Annotated in this window: 19 protein-coding genes and 1 tRNA gene; 10 read left to right on the forward strand and 10 right to left on the reverse strand. The window is 67.7% G+C overall.

The genetic code is table 11. The annotated features are described in order from the left end of the window. Nucleotides 1–96 precede the first annotated feature (96 nt). On the reverse strand, nt 97–705 hold the full coding sequence (locus QTH86_RS03150) for a tetratricopeptide repeat protein (protein WP_286646114.1): 609 nt from the start codon (nt 703–705) through the stop codon (nt 97–99). Nucleotides 706–905: 200 nt separating this feature from the next. On the opposite strand from QTH86_RS03150, the gene cysS reads away from it, so the two are divergent. From cysS to QTH86_RS03180, 6 genes are all read left to right on the forward strand, one after another. Then, entirely contained in the window at nt 906–2282 is a 1377-nt protein-coding gene (cysS, locus tag QTH86_RS03155) for a cysteine--tRNA ligase (protein WP_286646113.1), read from the forward strand. A 14-nt stretch (nt 2283–2296) separates the two neighbouring features. Continuing rightward, nucleotides 2297–2947, forward strand: coding sequence for a DNA-3-methyladenine glycosylase family protein (locus tag QTH86_RS03160; protein ID WP_286646112.1), 651 nt, complete (start codon nt 2297–2299; stop codon nt 2945–2947). A 15-nt stretch (nt 2948–2962) separates the two neighbouring features. Next, nucleotides 2963–3943 (forward strand): acetyl-CoA carboxylase carboxyltransferase subunit alpha, encoded by a 981-nt coding sequence (locus QTH86_RS03165; protein ID WP_286646111.1) that lies wholly within the window; start codon nt 2963–2965, stop codon nt 3941–3943. A gap of 35 nt (nt 3944–3978) precedes the next feature. Next, complete coding sequence (gene tilS / locus QTH86_RS03170; RefSeq protein WP_286646110.1) at nt 3979–4929, forward strand: tRNA lysidine(34) synthetase TilS; 951 nt, start codon at nt 3979–3981, stop codon at nt 4927–4929. A 96-nt stretch (nt 4930–5025) separates the two neighbouring features. Then, nucleotides 5026–6294, forward strand: coding sequence for an aspartate kinase (locus QTH86_RS03175; protein ID WP_286646109.1), 1269 nt, complete (start codon nt 5026–5028; stop codon nt 6292–6294). Nucleotides 6295–6330: 36 nt separating this feature from the next. Further along, nucleotides 6331–6423, forward strand: a tRNA-Ser gene (locus tag QTH86_RS03180). A gap of 121 nt (nt 6424–6544) precedes the next feature. On the opposite strand, the gene QTH86_RS03185 is transcribed toward QTH86_RS03180, so the two are convergent. The 4 genes from QTH86_RS03185 to QTH86_RS03200 form a co-directional block, all read right to left on the reverse strand. After that, nucleotides 6545–6793 (reverse strand): hypothetical protein, encoded by a 249-nt coding sequence (locus QTH86_RS03185; RefSeq protein ID WP_286646108.1) that lies wholly within the window; start codon nt 6791–6793, stop codon nt 6545–6547. A gap of 61 nt (nt 6794–6854) precedes the next feature. After that, nucleotides 6855–8189: a trypsin-like peptidase domain-containing protein gene (locus QTH86_RS03190; RefSeq protein WP_286646107.1), complete on the reverse strand. Its 1335-nt coding sequence runs from the start codon at nt 8187–8189 to the stop codon at nt 6855–6857. Between the two features lie 118 nt (nt 8190–8307). Beyond that, entirely contained in the window at nt 8308–8769 is a 462-nt protein-coding gene (locus QTH86_RS03195; protein ID WP_286646106.1) for a universal stress protein, read from the reverse strand. Nucleotides 8770–8880: 111 nt separating this feature from the next. Continuing rightward, entirely contained in the window at nt 8881–9414 is a 534-nt protein-coding gene (locus tag QTH86_RS03200) for a hypothetical protein (RefSeq protein ID WP_286646105.1), read from the reverse strand. Between the two features lie 256 nt (nt 9415–9670). Here QTH86_RS03200 and QTH86_RS03205 point away from each other — a divergent pair, with 256 nt between their 5' ends. Next, nucleotides 9671–9943, forward strand: a complete 273-nt coding sequence (locus QTH86_RS03205; RefSeq protein ID WP_286646104.1) for a hypothetical protein — start codon at nt 9671–9673, stop codon at nt 9941–9943. A gap of 36 nt (nt 9944–9979) precedes the next feature. On the opposite strand, the gene QTH86_RS03210 is transcribed toward QTH86_RS03205, so the two are convergent. Beyond that, nucleotides 9980–10366, reverse strand: a complete 387-nt coding sequence (locus QTH86_RS03210; protein WP_286646103.1) for a hypothetical protein — start codon at nt 10364–10366, stop codon at nt 9980–9982. A 188-nt stretch (nt 10367–10554) separates the two neighbouring features. Between QTH86_RS03210 and QTH86_RS03215 the strand changes: the two genes are divergently transcribed. Further along, nucleotides 10555–10842: a hypothetical protein gene (locus QTH86_RS03215; protein ID WP_286646102.1), complete on the forward strand. Its 288-nt coding sequence runs from the start codon at nt 10555–10557 to the stop codon at nt 10840–10842. Nucleotides 10843–10851: 9 nt separating this feature from the next. Here the strand turns inward: QTH86_RS03215 and QTH86_RS03220 are convergent, their stop codons facing one another. The 4 genes from QTH86_RS03220 to QTH86_RS03235 all read right to left on the reverse strand — a co-directional run bounded on the left by QTH86_RS03220 (nt 10852) and on the right by QTH86_RS03235 (nt 13692). Beyond that, a complete protein-coding gene (locus QTH86_RS03220; protein WP_286646101.1) occupies nt 10852–11016 on the reverse strand; it encodes a hypothetical protein in 165 nt (54 codons plus the stop codon). Between the two features lie 146 nt (nt 11017–11162). Then, nucleotides 11163–11591: an RNA-binding S4 domain-containing protein gene (locus QTH86_RS03225; RefSeq protein WP_286646100.1), complete on the reverse strand. Its 429-nt coding sequence runs from the start codon at nt 11589–11591 to the stop codon at nt 11163–11165. A gap of 2 nt (nt 11592–11593) precedes the next feature. Continuing rightward, the gene (locus QTH86_RS03230) at nt 11594–13012 is read right to left on the reverse strand and encodes a sensor histidine kinase (protein WP_286646099.1); all 1419 of its coding nucleotides are present in this window, start codon (nt 13010–13012) and stop codon (nt 11594–11596) included. Next, complete coding sequence (locus QTH86_RS03235; RefSeq protein ID WP_286646098.1) at nt 13009–13692, reverse strand: response regulator transcription factor; 684 nt, start codon at nt 13690–13692, stop codon at nt 13009–13011. Before QTH86_RS03235 ends, QTH86_RS03230 begins: the two co-directional genes overlap by 4 nt. Before the next feature lie 113 nt (nt 13693–13805). Here QTH86_RS03235 and QTH86_RS03240 point away from each other — a divergent pair, with 113 nt between their 5' ends. Further along, complete coding sequence (locus QTH86_RS03240) at nt 13806–14765, forward strand: tripartite tricarboxylate transporter substrate binding protein (RefSeq protein WP_286646097.1); 960 nt, start codon at nt 13806–13808, stop codon at nt 14763–14765. A 139-nt stretch (nt 14766–14904) separates the two neighbouring features. Then, nucleotides 14905–15441 (forward strand): tripartite tricarboxylate transporter TctB family protein, encoded by a 537-nt coding sequence (locus tag QTH86_RS03245; protein ID WP_286646096.1) that lies wholly within the window; start codon nt 14905–14907, stop codon nt 15439–15441. Nucleotide 15442: the final 1 nt, after the last annotated feature.

The following is a 15442-nucleotide window of genomic DNA, read 5'->3' on the forward strand; positions in this document are numbered from 1 at the left end:
GCGGCGCGAGAGGATGTGGGAGCTCAAGGGATGACTCGCTTTCTGCAGGAGTGGACGTGCCTCGGCGGGCACCGCGCGCCCCGAGGCGCGAACGGCTTACTTGGTGTGCGTCTGCTTGCGCGCTTCGACGGGCGCACCCGGCAATGCCGAGATGGAGGCCGGCGTGCCGGTGAAGATCTGGCGAATCAGCGCGAGCTTGGGTGCCGCGCTGGCGTTGGTGGATGCGAGCTGCTGCGCCTTGGCATAGGACTGGGCCGCGAGCCGTGCATACACGTCGCCGAGGTTCTCGTGCGCCGTGGCGTAGTTCGGGTTCAGGCGGATCGCGTTCTCCAGCGCATCGCGCGCCTGGTCGAACTTGCTCTGCTGCGCATAGAGCGCGGCCAGGTTGTTGTAGGGCTCGGGCAGCTCGGGGAAGTCCTGCGTGAGCTGCACGAAGGCCGTGGTTGCGTCGGCCGTCTTGCCTTGCTCGGTGAGTATCACGCCGCGCAGGAAGCGCATCTGCGGGTCGCGCGGCTTGCCGGCGATGTAGGCATCGGCCTTGGTCAGTGCCTCGGCGGCCTTGCCCTGGCGGAGCAGCTGGTTGACGTCGGCGTAGTCGTCGGCATGCGCGAGCGTGCCGGCCGCCGCGAACAGCAGGATGCCGAATAGACGCACGGCATGACGGAGGGACCACGACAACGGGAGGAGGGTGACGGCTTGCTTCATGAGGCTCGGGAAGAGTGTCCGGCGCGGGCTTCAAGACTCGCCCGAAGAATGGCGGAAGGTGCCCGCAGGGGCCGTTTATACTGGGCGCGATTGTAGCCGAGGGGCCAAGCCGAACCCCTCGTGCGGCAGCCCCCACACCCCTGACAAAACCCTTGTTCGCCTGCGTCGCCCGAGTCGCAGGCCGACGTTTTCCGATTTCCATGAGTCTGCGCATCTACAACACGCTGTCGCGTGAATTGGAGGAGTTTTCTCCACTGCAACCCGGCCAGGTGCGCATGTACGTCTGCGGGATGACCGTGTACGACCTCTGCCACATCGGCCACGCGCGGATGATGATGGCCTTCGACGTGGTCCAGCGTTGGCTGCGCGCCTCAGGCCTTGACGTGACCTACGTGCGCAATATCACCGACATCGACGACAAGATCATCGAGCGCGCGGTCAAGCGCGGCATCACGATCCGCGCCCTGACCGACGAGATGATCGCGCTCATGCACGAGGACGTCGCCGCGCTCGGGATCGAGCCGCCCGACGTCGAGCCGCGCGCCACCGAATATGTGCCGCAGATGCTCGGCATCATCGAGACACTCGAGCAGAAGGGCCTGGCCTACCGTTCGCCGATGGGCGACGTGAACTACGCGGTGCGCAAGTTTCCCGGCTACGGCAAGCTGTCGGGCAAGTCGCTCGACGAACTGCATGCGGGCGAACGTGTCGCGGTGCTCGACGGCAAGGACGATCCGCTCGACTTCGTGCTCTGGAAGGCGTCGAAGCCGACCGAGCCCGCCGAGGTGAAGTGGGCGAGCCCCTTCGGCTCGGGCCGGCCGGGCTGGCACATCGAGTGCTCCGCCATGAGCTGCGCCACACTGGGCGAGACCTTCGATATCCACGGCGGCGGCGCCGACCTGCAGTTCCCGCACCACGAGAACGAGATCGCACAGAGCGAAGGCGCCACCGGCAAGCCGCTGGCCAAGGTGTGGATGCACAACGGCTTCGTGCGCGTGGACAACGAGAAGATGTCCAAGAGCCTGGGCAACTTCTTCACCATCCGAGAAGTGCTGCAGAAGTACGACCGCGAGACGCTGCGCTTCTTCCTCGTCCGCACGCACTACCGCAGCCCGCTCAACTACAGCGACGCGCATCTGGACGACGCGCGCAATGCGCTCAAGCGGCTGTACACGGCCCTGCATTCGGTGGCGCCGGCCACCGTTGCCATCGACTGGTCGCAGCCGCAGGCCGCGCGCTTCAAAGCCGCGATGGACGAGGACTTCGGCACGCCCGAGGCGATCGCCGTGCTGTTCGACCTGGCGGGCGAGGTGAACCGCACGGCGTCGGCCGAAACGGCTGCCCTGCTGAAGGCGCTGGCCGGCACGCTGGGCCTGCTGCAGGGCGACCCGCAGCAGTTCCTGCAGGCGGGCAGTGCGCTCGACGATGCGGCCATCCAGGTGCTGATCGCGCAGCGTGCGGCGGCCAAGGCGGCAAAGAATTTTGCCGAGGCGGACCGCATCCGCAACGACCTGCTCGCGCAGGGCATCGTGCTCAAGGATTCGGCCACGGGCACGACCTGGGCTGCGGCGCAGTGAAGGACAAGACCCCGATGTCGCCCGCCGTTTCCCCGCCCGTCAAGATCATCACGCCCGACTACTGGGTGGAAGCCTGCAAGCACCTGTCCAAGAAAGACCGGGTGATGAAGCGGCTCATCCCGCAGTTCGGCGACGCCTGCCTGGAGTCGCGCGGCGACGCCTTCACCACGCTGGCGCGCAGCATCGTCGGCCAGCAGATTTCCGTGAAGGCCGCGCAGTCGGTGTGGGACCGCTTCGAGGCGCTGCCGCGCAAGATGACGCCGCGCAACGTGCTCAAGCTCAAGGTCGACGACATGCGCGCGGCGGGGCTGTCGGCGCGCAAGGTCGAGTACCTGGTCGACCTCGCCATCCATTTCGATTCCGGCGCCGTGCACATCGACGCCTGGAAGGACATGACCGACGAGATGATCATCGACGAGCTGGTGGCGATCCGCGGGATCGGCCGCTGGACCGCCGAGATGTTCCTCATCTTCCACCTCATGCGGCCCAACGTGCTGCCATTGGACGACATCGGCCTGATCAACGGCGTGAGCCAGAACTACTTTTCGGGCGAGCCGGTCAGCCGCAGCGACCTGCGCGAGGTGGGTGTGGGCTGGGCGCCTTATTGCAGCGTGGCGACTTGGTATATTTGGCGGTCGCTCGACCCGGTACCGGTCGCGTACTAAAAACAGGAGAAGACGTTGGCGAAACGAACCTTCCTCGACTTCGAGCAGCCCATCGCTGAACTCGAAGGCAAGATCGAAGAACTGCGCTATGTGCAGACGGAATCAGCGGTCGATATCTCCGAAGAGATCGACCAGCTCAGCAAGAAGAGCCAGCAGCTCACCAAGGACATCTACAGCGACCTGACGCCCTGGAAGATCACCAAGATCGCCCGGCATCCGGAACGCCCGTACACGCTCGACTACGTCCACGAGATCTTCACCGACTTCGTCGAGCTGCATGGCGACCGCCATTTCTCGGACGACCTGTCGATCATCGGCGGGCTGGCGCGTTTCAACGGCGTGCCCTGCATGGTCATCGGCCACCAGAAGGGCCGCGACACGAAGGAGCGCACCGCGCGCAACTTCGGCATGAGCAAGCCCGAGGGCTACCGCAAGGCGCTGCGCCTGATGAAGACGGCCGAGAAGTTCAAGCTGCCGGTCTTCACCTTCGTCGACACGCCGGGCGCCTACCCCGGCATCGACGCGGAAGAGCGTGGGCAGTCGGAAGCCATCGGCCGCAACATCTTCGAGATGGCGCAGCTGGAGGTGCCGATCATCGTCACCATCATCGGTGAGGGCGGCTCCGGCGGCGCGCTGGCCATTTCGGTCGGCGACCAGCTGGTGATGCTGCAGTACTCAATCTACTCGGTCATCAGCCCCGAAGGCTGCGCCTCGATCCTGTGGAAGACCAGCGAGAAGGCGCAGGAAGCGGCCGACGCGCTGGGCATTACGGCCCACCGCCTGAAGGCGCTCGGCCTGGTCGACAAGATCGTGAACGAGCCGGTCGGCGGCGCGCACCGCGACCACAAGCAGATGGCTGCCTTCCTCAAGCGCGCGCTGAACGATGCGTTCCGCCAGGTCAGCGACCTGAAGGTGAAGGAGCTGCTCGAGCGCCGCTACGAGCGCCTGCAGAGCTACGGCCGTTTCTCGGACACCAAGGCCGACAGCACCCGCTGACGTGCTCGCGGACCGGTTCCGGTCCGCCCTTCACCATGGACAACCCCGCCGCCCATGCGCTCGCCTCGTGGGCGGTGTCGCTTCCGCTGGGCGTCGCCTACAGCGGTGGGGCCGATTCGACGGCCCTGCTGCATGCGGCGGCGGCACGCTGGCCGGGGCAGGTGCATGCGCTGCACGTGCATCACGGCCTGCAGTCGGTGGCGGATGATTTCGAGCGCCACTGCGCTTCCACCTGCGACGCGCTGGGCGTGCCGCTGCACATCGGCCGGGTCGATGCTCGTCACGACAGCGGCGACAGCCCCGAGGACGCGGCGCGGCGCGCGCGTTACGCCGCGCTCGCGGTACTGGCGTCCGCGCAGGGGCTGCAGGACGTGCTGCTCGCCCAGCATGCGGACGACCAGGTCGAGACGATGCTGATCGCGCTCGGCCGGGGGGCGGGGCTCGATGGCCTGGCCGCCATGCCGCGCGAGATGATCCGCCACGGCGTTCGTTTCCACCGGCCCCTGCTCGACGTGCCGGCGGCCGACCTGCGTGCGTGGCTCGCGGCCGAAAGCATTCCGTTCATCGAGGATCCGAGCAACACCGACGAGCGCTACACGCGCAACCGCATCCGCCGGCGGGTGCTGCCGGCGCTGGCCGAGGCCTTGCCGCAGTTCCGCGACACCTTCGCGCGCAGCGCGCGCAACGCGGCGCGCGCGTCGGCCTTGCTGGCCGAGTTGGCGGAGATCGACCTAGCGACCGCCGGCATGCCGCCAGCCATCGAAGCGTTGCAGTCCCTGTCGCGCGAGCGCCGCGCCAACGCCTTGCGGCACTGGCTGCGCAGCGCCCACCGCGCGGTGCCGAGCGAAGCCCAGCTGCAGCAGCTGCTCGACCAGGTCGAGGCCTGCCGCACCCGCGGCCACGGCATTCGGCTGAAGGTGGCCGACGGCTTCGTCGAGCGGGATGGGCCCCGGCTGCGTTGGTACAATGTCGCGCCTTCGCCGTAGCTCGCAGCCCCCGCGCTGAACCGGCCAGCGACGAAGCGGTCCACAGGGCCGTCGCCGAGGTCGCGGCGTCCGTTTTTTCTCTCCTTGATTTCACCCATGGCATTGATCGTTCACAAATACGGCGGTACGTCGATGGGCTCGACCGAGCGCATCAAGAACGTCGCCAAGCGCGTCGCCAAATGGGCACGCGCCGGCCACCAGATGGTGGTGGTCCCGAGTGCCATGAGCGGCGAAACCAATCGGCTGCTGGGCCTCGCGAAGGAACTCGCGTCCAGCAAGACCGACGCGAGCCACGACCGCGAACTCGACATGCTCGCGTCCACCGGCGAGCAAGCGTCGTCGGCGCTGCTGGCCATCGCGCTGCAGGCCGAGGGCGTGCCTTCGGTGAGCTACGCCGGCTGGCAGGTGTCGGTGCGTACCGACAGCGCCTTCACCAAGGCCCGCATCGAGAGCATCGACGACGCCCGCGTGCGCGCCGACCTGGCCGCCGGCAGGGTGGTGGTCATCACCGGCTTCCAGGGCGTGGACGACGCCGGCAACATCACGACGCTGGGCCGCGGCGGCAGCGACACCTCGGCCGTGGCCATCGCCGCGGCGATGAAGGCGGCCGAATGCCTGATCTACACCGACGTCGACGGCGTCTACACGACCGACCCGCGCGTCGAGCCCGACGCACGCCGGCTGCAGACCGTCAGCTTCGAGGAGATGCTCGAGATGGCGAGCCTCGGCTCCAAGGTGCTGCAGATCCGCTCGGTGGAATTCGCCGGCAAGTACAAGGTCCCGCTGCGCGTGCTCTCGAGCTTCACGCCCTGGGACATCGACATCAATGAAGAGGCCAAGTCCGGCACGCTGATCACTTTCGAGGAAGACGAAAACATGGAACAAGCCGTCGTATCCGGCATCGCGTTCAACCGCGACGAAGCGAAGATCTCGGTGCTGGGCGTGCCCGACAAGCCGGGCATCGCGTACCACATCCTCGGCGCCGTCGCCGACGCGAACATCGAGGTCGACGTGATCATCCAGAACCTGAGCAAGGACGGGAAGACCGACTTCAGCTTCACGGTCAACCGCAACGACTACGCCAAGGCCACCGACCTGCTCAAGGCCAAGGTGCTGCCGACGCTGGGCGCCGCCGAAATCGTGGGTGACACCAAGATCTGCAAGGTCAGCATCGTGGGCATCGGCATGCGCAGCCATGTGGGCGTGGCGAGCAAGATGTTCCGCGTGCTGAGCGAAGAGGGCATCAACATCCAGATGATTTCCACCAGCGAAATCAAGACCTCCGTCGTGATCGACGAGAAGTACATGGAGCTGGCGGTGCGTGCTTTGCACAAAGCCTTCGATCTCGACCAGCCGACCGCCTGAAAACGGTCCGAACACTGGCATAATCACGCCTCCAAAGGAACTGTGACCGAGTGGCCGAAGGTGCTCCCCTGCTAAGGGAGTATGGGGTGTAGAGCCTCATCGAGGGTTCGAATCCCTCCGGTTCCGCCAAAATTGGCTTCTGATCACTTCACGGTGCATCAAAGGCCCCTGAAAGCCCCGCCAGTCGGGGCTTTCTTGCGTCTGGGAGCCACGCGTTTCGTCGCGTCGCGTCGCGTAGCGAGGCAAGGAACTACCCCGCCACCGGGTGCGCGCAGGGTTCGATCTTCATGACCCACTTCGCACTCCCATCCGCCATCGGTTGGTAATGCCGCTGGATGACCCGGTAGGCCAGGGCATGGGTGGGGCCAGGGTAGCTGAAGGTGTCGCCGACATTGAACGGGCAGAGGGGGACATTCTTCAGCCCGCTCGCGAAGCCATTGGCCGCCCGGATGGCGTCCATGTGTTCGGGCTCGGCCCAGAAAGCCATTTCGATCGCCATTGCAGATGCTCCGTGAATGAAGTGGCTATTGTCGGGCGTCGCCGGCGGGGCCTGGAGGGTGTCAGCGCGCGGACGGCTTCGGCGGCAAGCCGATGGCCAGGTAGGCCATCCGGCGGTCACGCATCAGCAGCAGCGCGACACTGCCGCCACCCGGCGGCAATGCGGCGAGCAGGCGTTTGAAGTCGGCGACGTGTGCCACGCGCTGGTCATTGACAGCGATGACCACATCGCCCGGCCGGACTCCTTCGCTGCGCGCGAGCCCCGCGGCATCGTGCACCCACAGACCGCTGTCGATGCGAAGCTGCAGGCGCTGTGCAGGGGTGAGTTCGCGCAGCGTCAAGCCGAGGTCATCGGTCCACGCGAGGTCGCTGGGCGGGGCGTCGTGGGGCGTGCTGCCCGGTTGAAGGGCCAGCGTGACGCGGACGGTGGTGTTGGCGCCGCGCCGCCAGACCGTCAGGCGGCACCGCGTGCCGGCCGGCCGTGCGGCGATGGCATCGAGCAGGTCCATGGGGCGGGCCATGGGCACACCATCGATCGCGGTCACGATGTCGCCGACCGCCAGACCGGCGGCGTGCGCCGGACCGCCGTCGTGCACCTGCACGACCAGAGCGCCCGTGGTGCCGGGCGCGGCGAACGACTGCGCGAGTGCCGGCGTCACTTCCTGGAACTCGGCGCCCAGGTGCACACGCCGGACGATGCCGTTGTCGCGCAACGCATGGGCAATCTTCAGCGCCAGATTGATGGGGACCGCGAAGGAGATGCCCATGTAGCCGCCATTGCCGCTGTAGATCAGCGCATTGATCGCTACCACCTCGCCCCGGCTGTTGAAGAGGGGACCGCCGGAACTGCCGGGGTTGATGGCGACGTCGGTCTGGATGAAGGGAATGTCGCCCCCGCCATTGAGAAAGCGCCCGGTGGCGCTGACCACACCAGCGGTGAAGGTGCCATGGAAACCGAAGGGCGCGCCGATCGCCGCCACCCAGTCGCCCGTGGCCAGTTGGGAGGAGTCGCCCATGGCGGCAGTGGGCAGCCCGGTGGCCGCGATCTTGAGCACGCCCACGTCGCTGCGCGCGTCGAGACCCACCACACGTGCACGGAAGCGCCGGCCGTCGTCGAGTCGCACCTGGATGTCGTCCACGTTGCGGATCACGTGCGCGCTCGTGAGGATGTAGCCATCGCTGGACAGGATCAGGCCCGAGGCGAGATCGCGGATCTGGCTGAGCTGCACGCTCGCCGGGAGCGGCCAGGCCAGCCGGTCGGCGAAGTCGTTTTCCGGCATGAACTCGAGTTCAGGGCTCGCATCGCGCCCGATGCGAAGCGTCGCAATGTCCACCACGCTGGCGCTGCGTCGTGTCACCAGCGACGCGAACCCCGACTCGACCCGCGAGTCGGGCATGCGGCCGTCGCGCAGCGCTGCCGGCGGGGCCGCCAGCGGCGCGCACCCGCCCAGCAACAGGAGCCCGCCGACGAAGGCCGCGGCGTGCCAGAGGGACAGCTTGCCGACGGCGGTGTCCTCAGGTGTCTGCCGAGGTGTCGCGCACGAGCAGCACCGGCACCGTGCTCGCGCGCACCACCAGGTCGGCGTCGCTGCCGAGCGCCAGTCGGCTGAAGCCGCGGCGGCCGTGCGTGCCCATCACGATGAGGTCACAGCCGCTCTTGCGGGCCTCGTCCACCAGCGCGTCGGCAATGCGGCCTTGCGTGACTTCGCACAGGGCCGTGTCGGCCTCCACGTCGGCTTCGGCGGCGGTGCGTGCAGCCCGCTCCAGCAATGCATGGCCGTCGTCGCGCAGGCGCTGGATCGAGAGCTCGAAGCTGTTCATCGACGAGAGCTCGACCAATGTGGGGAATTCATCGATGACGTGCACCAGATGCAGCTTGCCTTTGGTCTTCTGCGCGTCGGCGAATCGGATCGCCTCGCGCAGGCCGCGCTCGGCCGTCTTGCTGCCGTCGAGCGGAACCAGGATGTAGCGGTACATGGTGTGTCTCCTTGAGAAGCCGTCGGGTCACCATCCTGCGCCGGTGCCGCGCGCCGTGCCTTGCGGTGGATCAAATGCGGGAGACGAGCGCGGTTTTCTGGTTTTGGGCGACTACGCTTGCGCCGTCGCGGCCGTGCCTGGCGTCGGCGCCCGGGCACGCCTCGCATCGATCAGGCGGGCCGCCAGCTGTGCCGTCATTTCCAGCCGCGCGAGATCACGCTGGCGCGCCTCTTCCGCCAGATCACAGCATGGACCGTACAGGGTGCCGTAGACCCGCCCGTCGAGCAGGACGACCGGGACGCTCACATAGCAGGCGGCGTTCGTCGTCCGCGGGACGGCCTGGCGCGCCATGGCGAAGTCGAGCGGGTTGCCGAAGCAGGCCGTATGAAAACTGCCGTACGCGGCACCGTTGGGCGATCGCTGCACGCGGCGACCGTCGACCAGCTCGAGGACGAAGGCGGCGTCGGTCGCATGCTGCTCCCGCAGGATGCGCAGGACGGTGCGCAATGCGTCGTCGACGATCGGGTCGCTTTGGTCGGCCGTGGCGACGGCGAGTTCGCAAATGCGGACCTCCAGCGCACCGGGCGCATAGTCGAAATCGAAGCCGGTCGGCGGATCGTGCGGTACGTGCTGTGGCTGGTTCATGTGCGTCCCTGGTGAGGGGTTCATTGGACGCCAGTGAATCGATAAAAGAGTACTAATGTTCTCGTTGTTTTGCGGGATTTGTCACTTAAAGCATTACAACGGACTTCCCGTGCCGCGCATATCGGGCGAAAGCCATGCCTAATCTAGGTTATCGACAGACGGTGACAAAGATCATCGAATGTGAACTAAAGAACTCGGTTCCATCCGGTTCCGATACCTACAACAGCAACGGGCCCGGCCCGACGAGGATGAAGAAATGACTGCTGATCTGCGCCGCATTGCACTGACCGTGGACGAGCCGTGGCCGGGCCTGTATTTCTGGGTGCTGCAGGAAGAGAACGACGACGCGGGTGTCTACGAGCCGATCGATGCGGCCGACGCGCCCGCCAAGACCTACCAGGCGGCGCTGGCGGCAGGTTACATGGCGCTGCAGGCGGCGGCCGGTGCTGATGGCCCGCGCCGTGGCGAACTCGCCGCGCCGACGTTCATCAGCCCCTCCTTCGACGTCGCCCACACGACGATCCAGTAGCCGACGGCAAGGCCGATCGATGTCGCGCCGACAGGCTTAGGACTCGCTCGCCGGCTGCACAGCGCTGATGATGACGGGTGAGGGCGACAGTGCGGCCAGGGCCGCCGGGCCGCTGAGTTCGTCGGGCGCTGTCTGGGCAAAGGCGCGGCGCTGGTACATCGCCTGACGTCGCGCCCGTGCATTGCGGATGGCGATGCTCTGGCGGCGTACCAGATCGCGCACCTCGTCTTCCGCCGCGACGAGATCGATCCGCGCACGCAGCAGGGCGCCGACGCGCTCGGGTTCGGGCCACATCCAGGTGGGGAGCAAGGCCCAGGACGCCTTGAGTGGATCGCGCAGGACGTCGTAGGCGTGCTGATCCACGGCGTAGGCCGTTTCCAGATTGGCCACGGCGCCGGCGAATTCCACTTCCCATTGACTCATGAGCACCTCCGAGTGACCCACAAGTATGTCCGTCGACGACTGTTAAACAGTGTCAATTTATTCACGCCGGGCAGGCTTTGTTGACCTGGGGCGGGCTTCCGGGGGCCTCCGCACCCGCCGAAAATCGAAGAAACCAGCGCGTCAGTGAGGCGGCGACCGCCGCGCATGCCGCCCACCAAGGTCCACCCGTGTCACTTCTGCTCCTTCATCAGCTCGCTCAAGCGCCGCTTCCGGTCAACCTGTTCTCGGGGGAGGAAGTCGATGGCCTGCGCGTCTTGCACCTGGCGGGGCACGTGAAGGCGACCATCCCCTTGCCGGTGCGCACGCTGCATGGTTATGACCAGCCGCCCGCGACGGTGGAGGCTGTCACGCCGCAGGGCCTGCGGATGCTGCGCCGCTTTCCGATGAAGAAGCCAACCGGCGAATCGATTCGACCTGCGAAGGCGGCTCGCAAGCGCCTGCTGGGCCGGTTCTGAGGTTCTGACTCAACGCGTCGACTCGTCCAGTGTCGCGATGGAGGCGGCGACGCGCGCGGCCATCGCCTGGGTGAGCACGATCTGCGAACGGCTCAGGGTCATCAGCATGCCGATACCGACCCCCGCTGCCGAGGCCAGGGCCACCACGAACTGTGCTTGCGAAAGCGTTTCCATTTGGGTGCCTTTGGAAGAAGTGATGAACCCAGGGAGCGAGCCCGCAGTCTGCGCGTGAGGCGGCGCGGCCTCAATACGCCATTCGGCTAAACGCACCGCGGCGTCGGCGCCCGGTCGCACACCCCGCTAGGCCGCATCGCCGATGGCTATTCGGCACTGTCGTCGCCGTCCAGGCTGGCGCTCCAGCGCGGGCCCCAACCGCTTCGGGCCTGGTCGAGGCTGCGGCGCTCCCGCTTGGTCGGCCGTCCCTGCTCGATGCTCAGCGCCGGCTCGCTGCCGAGGCGGCGCTGCTCACGGGCCGCGGCCTGTGCTGCGATGCTGTCGGCGGTTTCCTCGTAGAGCTGCTGGGCCACCGGCGCCGGCCCGCGCTGGCCGCTCAGGCCGCGCACGACCACGGTCCGCTGCACCGCGCCCTGGCGCAGCGCGACCGTGTCCCCGGCCTTGACCTCGCGCGAGGCCTTGGCCACGTCGCCATTGACCTGCACGCGGTGCTTGCCGATCTCGTCGGCCGCCAGCGAGCGGGTCTTGTAGAAGCGCGCGGCCCACAGCCACTTGTCGATACGCAGACGATCCATTCCTATCCTTGTTCCAGCGGCAGCCGCACGGTGGCGTCGAGCCCGACGACGCGGCCGTCCGCCAGGCGATTGTCCAGCGCGATCGTTCCCCCCAGCGCATGCACGATTTCCTGGCAGATCGCCAGCCCGAGCCCCGAGCCGCTGGCCATGTCACCGGCCGAGAAGGGCGCGAACAGACGGCCCCGCAGTTCGTCCGGGATGCCGGGGCCGGCGTCGGCGATGCCCAGCAGCGCCTCGCCATCGTCGGCACGCACCCGCACCGACAGCATGCCGCCGCGCGGGCTGTGCTTGATGGCGTTGTGCAGCAGGTTGCGTGTCAGCTCCTGCAGCATCCAGCGGTGGGCGTGGACTGGCACGGCATGGGCGTCGAGTTCGAAGTCGAGCGCCTTGTCGGCGATCAGCGGCGACACGTCGAGCGCCACCTGGCGCACCACCTCGCCCAGGTCCTGCGTGCTCGATTCCGGCTGCTGGCGCAACTGCTCGACCTTGGCCAGTGAGAGCATCTGGTTGGCCAGCGTCGTCGCGCGCGCCACGGTGGCGTCGATCTCGCCAAGGGCTTGATCCGCCGGCACGTCGCCGCGCCGCGCCGACTGCACCTGCGCCTTGAGCACGGCCAGCGGCGTGCGCAGCTGGTGGGCGCTGTCGCGCACGAAGCGCTTCTGATGGTCGAGCAGCGCCTGCAGCCGGCCCATGACGCGCGTCGTCGCCTCGACCAGCGGGCGCAGTTCGCGCGGGGCGTCGGGCGCCTCGATGGGCGACAGGTCGTCGGCGGCGCGGGCCTCGATGGCTTCGCCCAGCGCGCGCACCGGCTGCGTTGCGCGCTGCACGACCAGCGCGGTGACCCCGGCGATCACGGCCAGCAGCACGGCCTGGCGCCAGAGCGTGTCGAGCAGCAGCTTGCGCGCCAGCGTCTCGCGGATCTCGAGCGTTTCCGCCACCTGCACCACCGCCATGCCGCGGCCGACGGCGCTGGCCACGGGTTGCAGCAGCACGGCGATGCGCACCTGCTGCCCGCGAAACTCTGCGTCGTAGAAATCGACCAGCGCCGCGTAGGGCGGGCGGATCGGCAAGGTGCCGCGCCAGAAGGGCACCTCGTCGAAGCCGGAGATCATCTCGCCATTCAGCGTCGACACGCGGTAGTACATCCGGCTCTGGCTGTCGGCCTCGAAGGCCTCGAGCGCGGAATAGGGCACGACCGCGCGCAGCACGGCCGCCTCGTCGTAGCCGGTCACGTCGAGCTGCTCGCCGATGGTCTTGGCCGATGCCAGCAGCGTGCGGTCGTAGGCGATGGTGGCCGCGGCCAGGCTCTGGCGGTACAGGCTCACGCTGTTGACCGCGATGACGAGCGCCACCGGCACCAGGATGCCGAGCAGCAGCCGTGCCCGTAGCGAGCTCGCCGAGGTCGGGAAGGGCCGCCTCACGGCTCCTCGCGCAGCAGATAGCCCAGTCCACGCAGCGTCATCAGCGCCGTGCCGGTGCCGACCAGCTTCTTGCGCAGGCGATACACCACCACCTCGATGGCCTCGTACTGCACGTCCGCCTCGCCAGGGAAGACCAGCTCGAACAACCGTTCCTTGGTGACGGCATGGCCGGGGTTGGTCATCAGCGCCTTCAAGAGCGCCAGCTCGCGCGGCGTGAGCTCCAGCACCTCCGCGCGGTGGTAGATGGCGCCGCTCGCGCCCTCGTAGCGCAGCCCACCGACCGGTGGCGGGCCGGGCGGCGCGTCGCTGCCGTCGTGTTGCTGATGGCGGCGGCGCAGGGCGCGCAGGCGCGCCTCGAGTTCGTCCAGGTCGAAAGGCTTGGGCAGGTAGTCGTCGGCGCCGGCGTTGAGCCCGACGATGCGGTCGCCCACCGTGCCGCGCGCCGTCAGCAGCAGCACCGGCGTGCGCAGGCCGGCGGCACGCGCCTGCGCCAGCACCTGCAGTCCGTCGAGGTTCGGCAGGTTGAGGTCGAGCGCCACCACGTCGGGCTCCAGCGCCTGCCATTGCGCCAGCGCCAGCGCGCCGTCGCCGCACACCCGCACGTCGATGCGGCGGCGGCCCAGCGTGCGCTGCAGCGTGGTTTGCATGGTGGGGTCGTCTTCGACCAGCAGCAGCTTCATCGGGAGGTGGGTTCGGTGTTTACCCCAGTGTGCCGGACAGCCAACTGACAGCGGGGCGGCGCATCATAGCGGCGTTCAGCTTCCCCAGATTCCACCCCCGAAGGAGACATTCAATGCGTCGCGACACCTTTTTGAAGTCATTGGCCGCCCTGGCCGCCGCGGGCGCCTTGCCCCTGTCGGCACGTGCCGCCGCCAACCTCAAGATGATGATTCCGGCCAATCCGGGCGGCGGTTGGGACACCACCGGTCGCGCATTGGGCAAGGCCATGACCGACGCCAAGGTGGCCGACACCGTCACCTACGACAACAAGGGTGGCGCGGCCGGCGCATTGGGCCTGGCCCAGTTCGTCAACGGTTCCAAGGGCGACCCGAACGCGCTGATGGTCATGGGCTCGGTCATGCTAGGCGGCATCATCACCGGCAAGCCGCCGGTCAAGCTCGAACAGGCCACGCCCATCGCCCGCATCACGACCGAATACAACGTGTTCGTGCTGCCGGCCAGCTCGCCGCTCAAGACCATGAAGGATGTGGTCGACCAGCTCAAGAAGGACCCGGGCAGCGTCAAGTGGGGCGGCGGTTCGCGCGGCTCCACCGAGCACATTGCGGCAGCGATGATCGCGCAGAAGGTCGGCGCCGACCCGTCGAAGATCAACTACGTGGCCTTCCGCGGCGGCGGCGAGGCCACGGCGGCCATCCTCGGCGGCAACGTCACGGTCGGCGGCAGCGGTTACAGCGAGTTCGCCGAGTACATCGCCGCCGGCAAGATGCGCGCGATCGCCGTCACCTCGGCGCAGCGCCTGCCGGGCATCAACGTGCCCACGCTGAAGGAACAGGGCATCGACGTCGAGATCGGCAACTGGCGCGGCGTGTACGGTGCCCCGGGCCTCACGCCCGAGCAGCGCAAGGCCGTCACCGACATGGTGCTGGCCGCGCTTAAGAGTTCCGCCTGGGCCGAAGCGCTCAAGAAGAACGACTGGACGCCGGCCGTGCTGTCGGGCGACGCCTTCGCGAAATTCGTCGACGACGACTTCGCCAGCCTGCGCGCCATCATGGCCAAGTCCGGGATGATTTGAAGAACTTGGCTCTCCCCCAGGCTTGCCCACTTCGTGTGGCAGCGCCCACCCCCTTCCGGGGGAGACACCTGCGGCCCGGCTGAGCCGGTTCCGCGGTGTCTCTGGAAGGGGACGATTCGCCTCTCCTTTAGAGAAAAAAATGAACTCCAGCTCTCTTCCCGCGGATGTGGGGCGCGGCACCACCTGGCCGCAGACGCTCGTCGGCGTCGGCGTTCTGCTGACCGGCCTGGGGCTGGCGGCGGGCGCCATCGACATTTCTTCGGAGGCGGGCTACGGCGGCGTTGGCCCCAACTTCCTGCCGTGGCTGGTGTCGATCGTGCTGTCGATCTGCGGTGCGTGGATCGTCTGGGAATCGCGCACCGGTGGCTTCCGCGACATGGACGAACCCTCGGGCGCGGTCGAGACCTACTGGTCGGGCTTCGTCTGGGTGTCGGCGGGGCTGCTGCTGAATGCCGCGCTCATCACCACCATCGGCTTCATCTTCAGCTGCACGCTGTGCTACGTGCTCGCGGTGCAGGGCCTGCGCCGCGCGAGCGGGCAGGGCGGCGTGAACAGTCCGCGCACCTGGCTCATCGATGCCGTCACCGGCTTGCTCATCGCAGCGCCGGTGTTCTGGATGTTCACGCAGTTCCTGGCGATCAACCTGCCGGGCCTGACATCGACGGGCTGGATCTGAC

Origin of the sequence: Variovorax sp. J2L1-78 (assembly GCF_030317205.1) — a bacterium.
Taxonomy (GTDB): Bacteria; Pseudomonadota; Gammaproteobacteria; order Burkholderiales; family Burkholderiaceae_C; genus Variovorax; species Variovorax arabinosiphilus.

Coding starts and splice junctions, on each gene's coding strand:
- QTH86_RS03150 (WP_286646114.1), bottom strand. CDS start 705: ATGAAGCAAGCCGTCACCCTCCTCCCGTTGTCGTGGTCCCTCCGTCAT.
- cysS (WP_286646113.1), top strand. CDS start 906: ATGAGTCTGCGCATCTACAACACGCTGTCGCGTGAATTGGAGGAGTTT.
- QTH86_RS03160 (WP_286646112.1), top strand. CDS start 2,297: ATGTCGCCCGCCGTTTCCCCGCCCGTCAAGATCATCACGCCCGACTAC.
- tilS (WP_286646110.1), top strand. CDS start 3,979: ATGGACAACCCCGCCGCCCATGCGCTCGCCTCGTGGGCGGTGTCGCTT.
- QTH86_RS03175 (WP_286646109.1), top strand. CDS start 5,026: ATGGCATTGATCGTTCACAAATACGGCGGTACGTCGATGGGCTCGACC.
- QTH86_RS03185 (WP_286646108.1), bottom strand. CDS start 6,793: ATGGCGATCGAAATGGCTTTCTGGGCCGAGCCCGAACACATGGACGCC.
- QTH86_RS03190 (WP_286646107.1), bottom strand. CDS start 8,189: ATGCCCGACTCGCGGGTCGAGTCGGGGTTCGCGTCGCTGGTGACACGA.
- QTH86_RS03195 (WP_286646106.1), bottom strand. CDS start 8,769: ATGTACCGCTACATCCTGGTTCCGCTCGACGGCAGCAAGACGGCCGAG.
- QTH86_RS03200 (WP_286646105.1), bottom strand. CDS start 9,414: ATGAACCAGCCACAGCACGTACCGCACGATCCGCCGACCGGCTTCGAT.
- QTH86_RS03205 (WP_286646104.1), top strand. CDS start 9,671: ATGACTGCTGATCTGCGCCGCATTGCACTGACCGTGGACGAGCCGTGG.
- QTH86_RS03210 (WP_286646103.1), bottom strand. CDS start 10,366: ATGAGTCAATGGGAAGTGGAATTCGCCGGCGCCGTGGCCAATCTGGAA.
- QTH86_RS03220 (WP_286646101.1), bottom strand. CDS start 11,016: ATGGAAACGCTTTCGCAAGCACAGTTCGTGGTGGCCCTGGCCTCGGCA.
- QTH86_RS03225 (WP_286646100.1), bottom strand. CDS start 11,591: ATGGATCGTCTGCGTATCGACAAGTGGCTGTGGGCCGCGCGCTTCTAC.
- QTH86_RS03235 (WP_286646098.1), bottom strand. CDS start 13,692: ATGAAGCTGCTGCTGGTCGAAGACGACCCCACCATGCAAACCACGCTG.
- QTH86_RS03240 (WP_286646097.1), top strand. CDS start 13,806: ATGCGTCGCGACACCTTTTTGAAGTCATTGGCCGCCCTGGCCGCCGCG.
- QTH86_RS03245 (WP_286646096.1), top strand. CDS start 14,905: ATGAACTCCAGCTCTCTTCCCGCGGATGTGGGGCGCGGCACCACCTGG.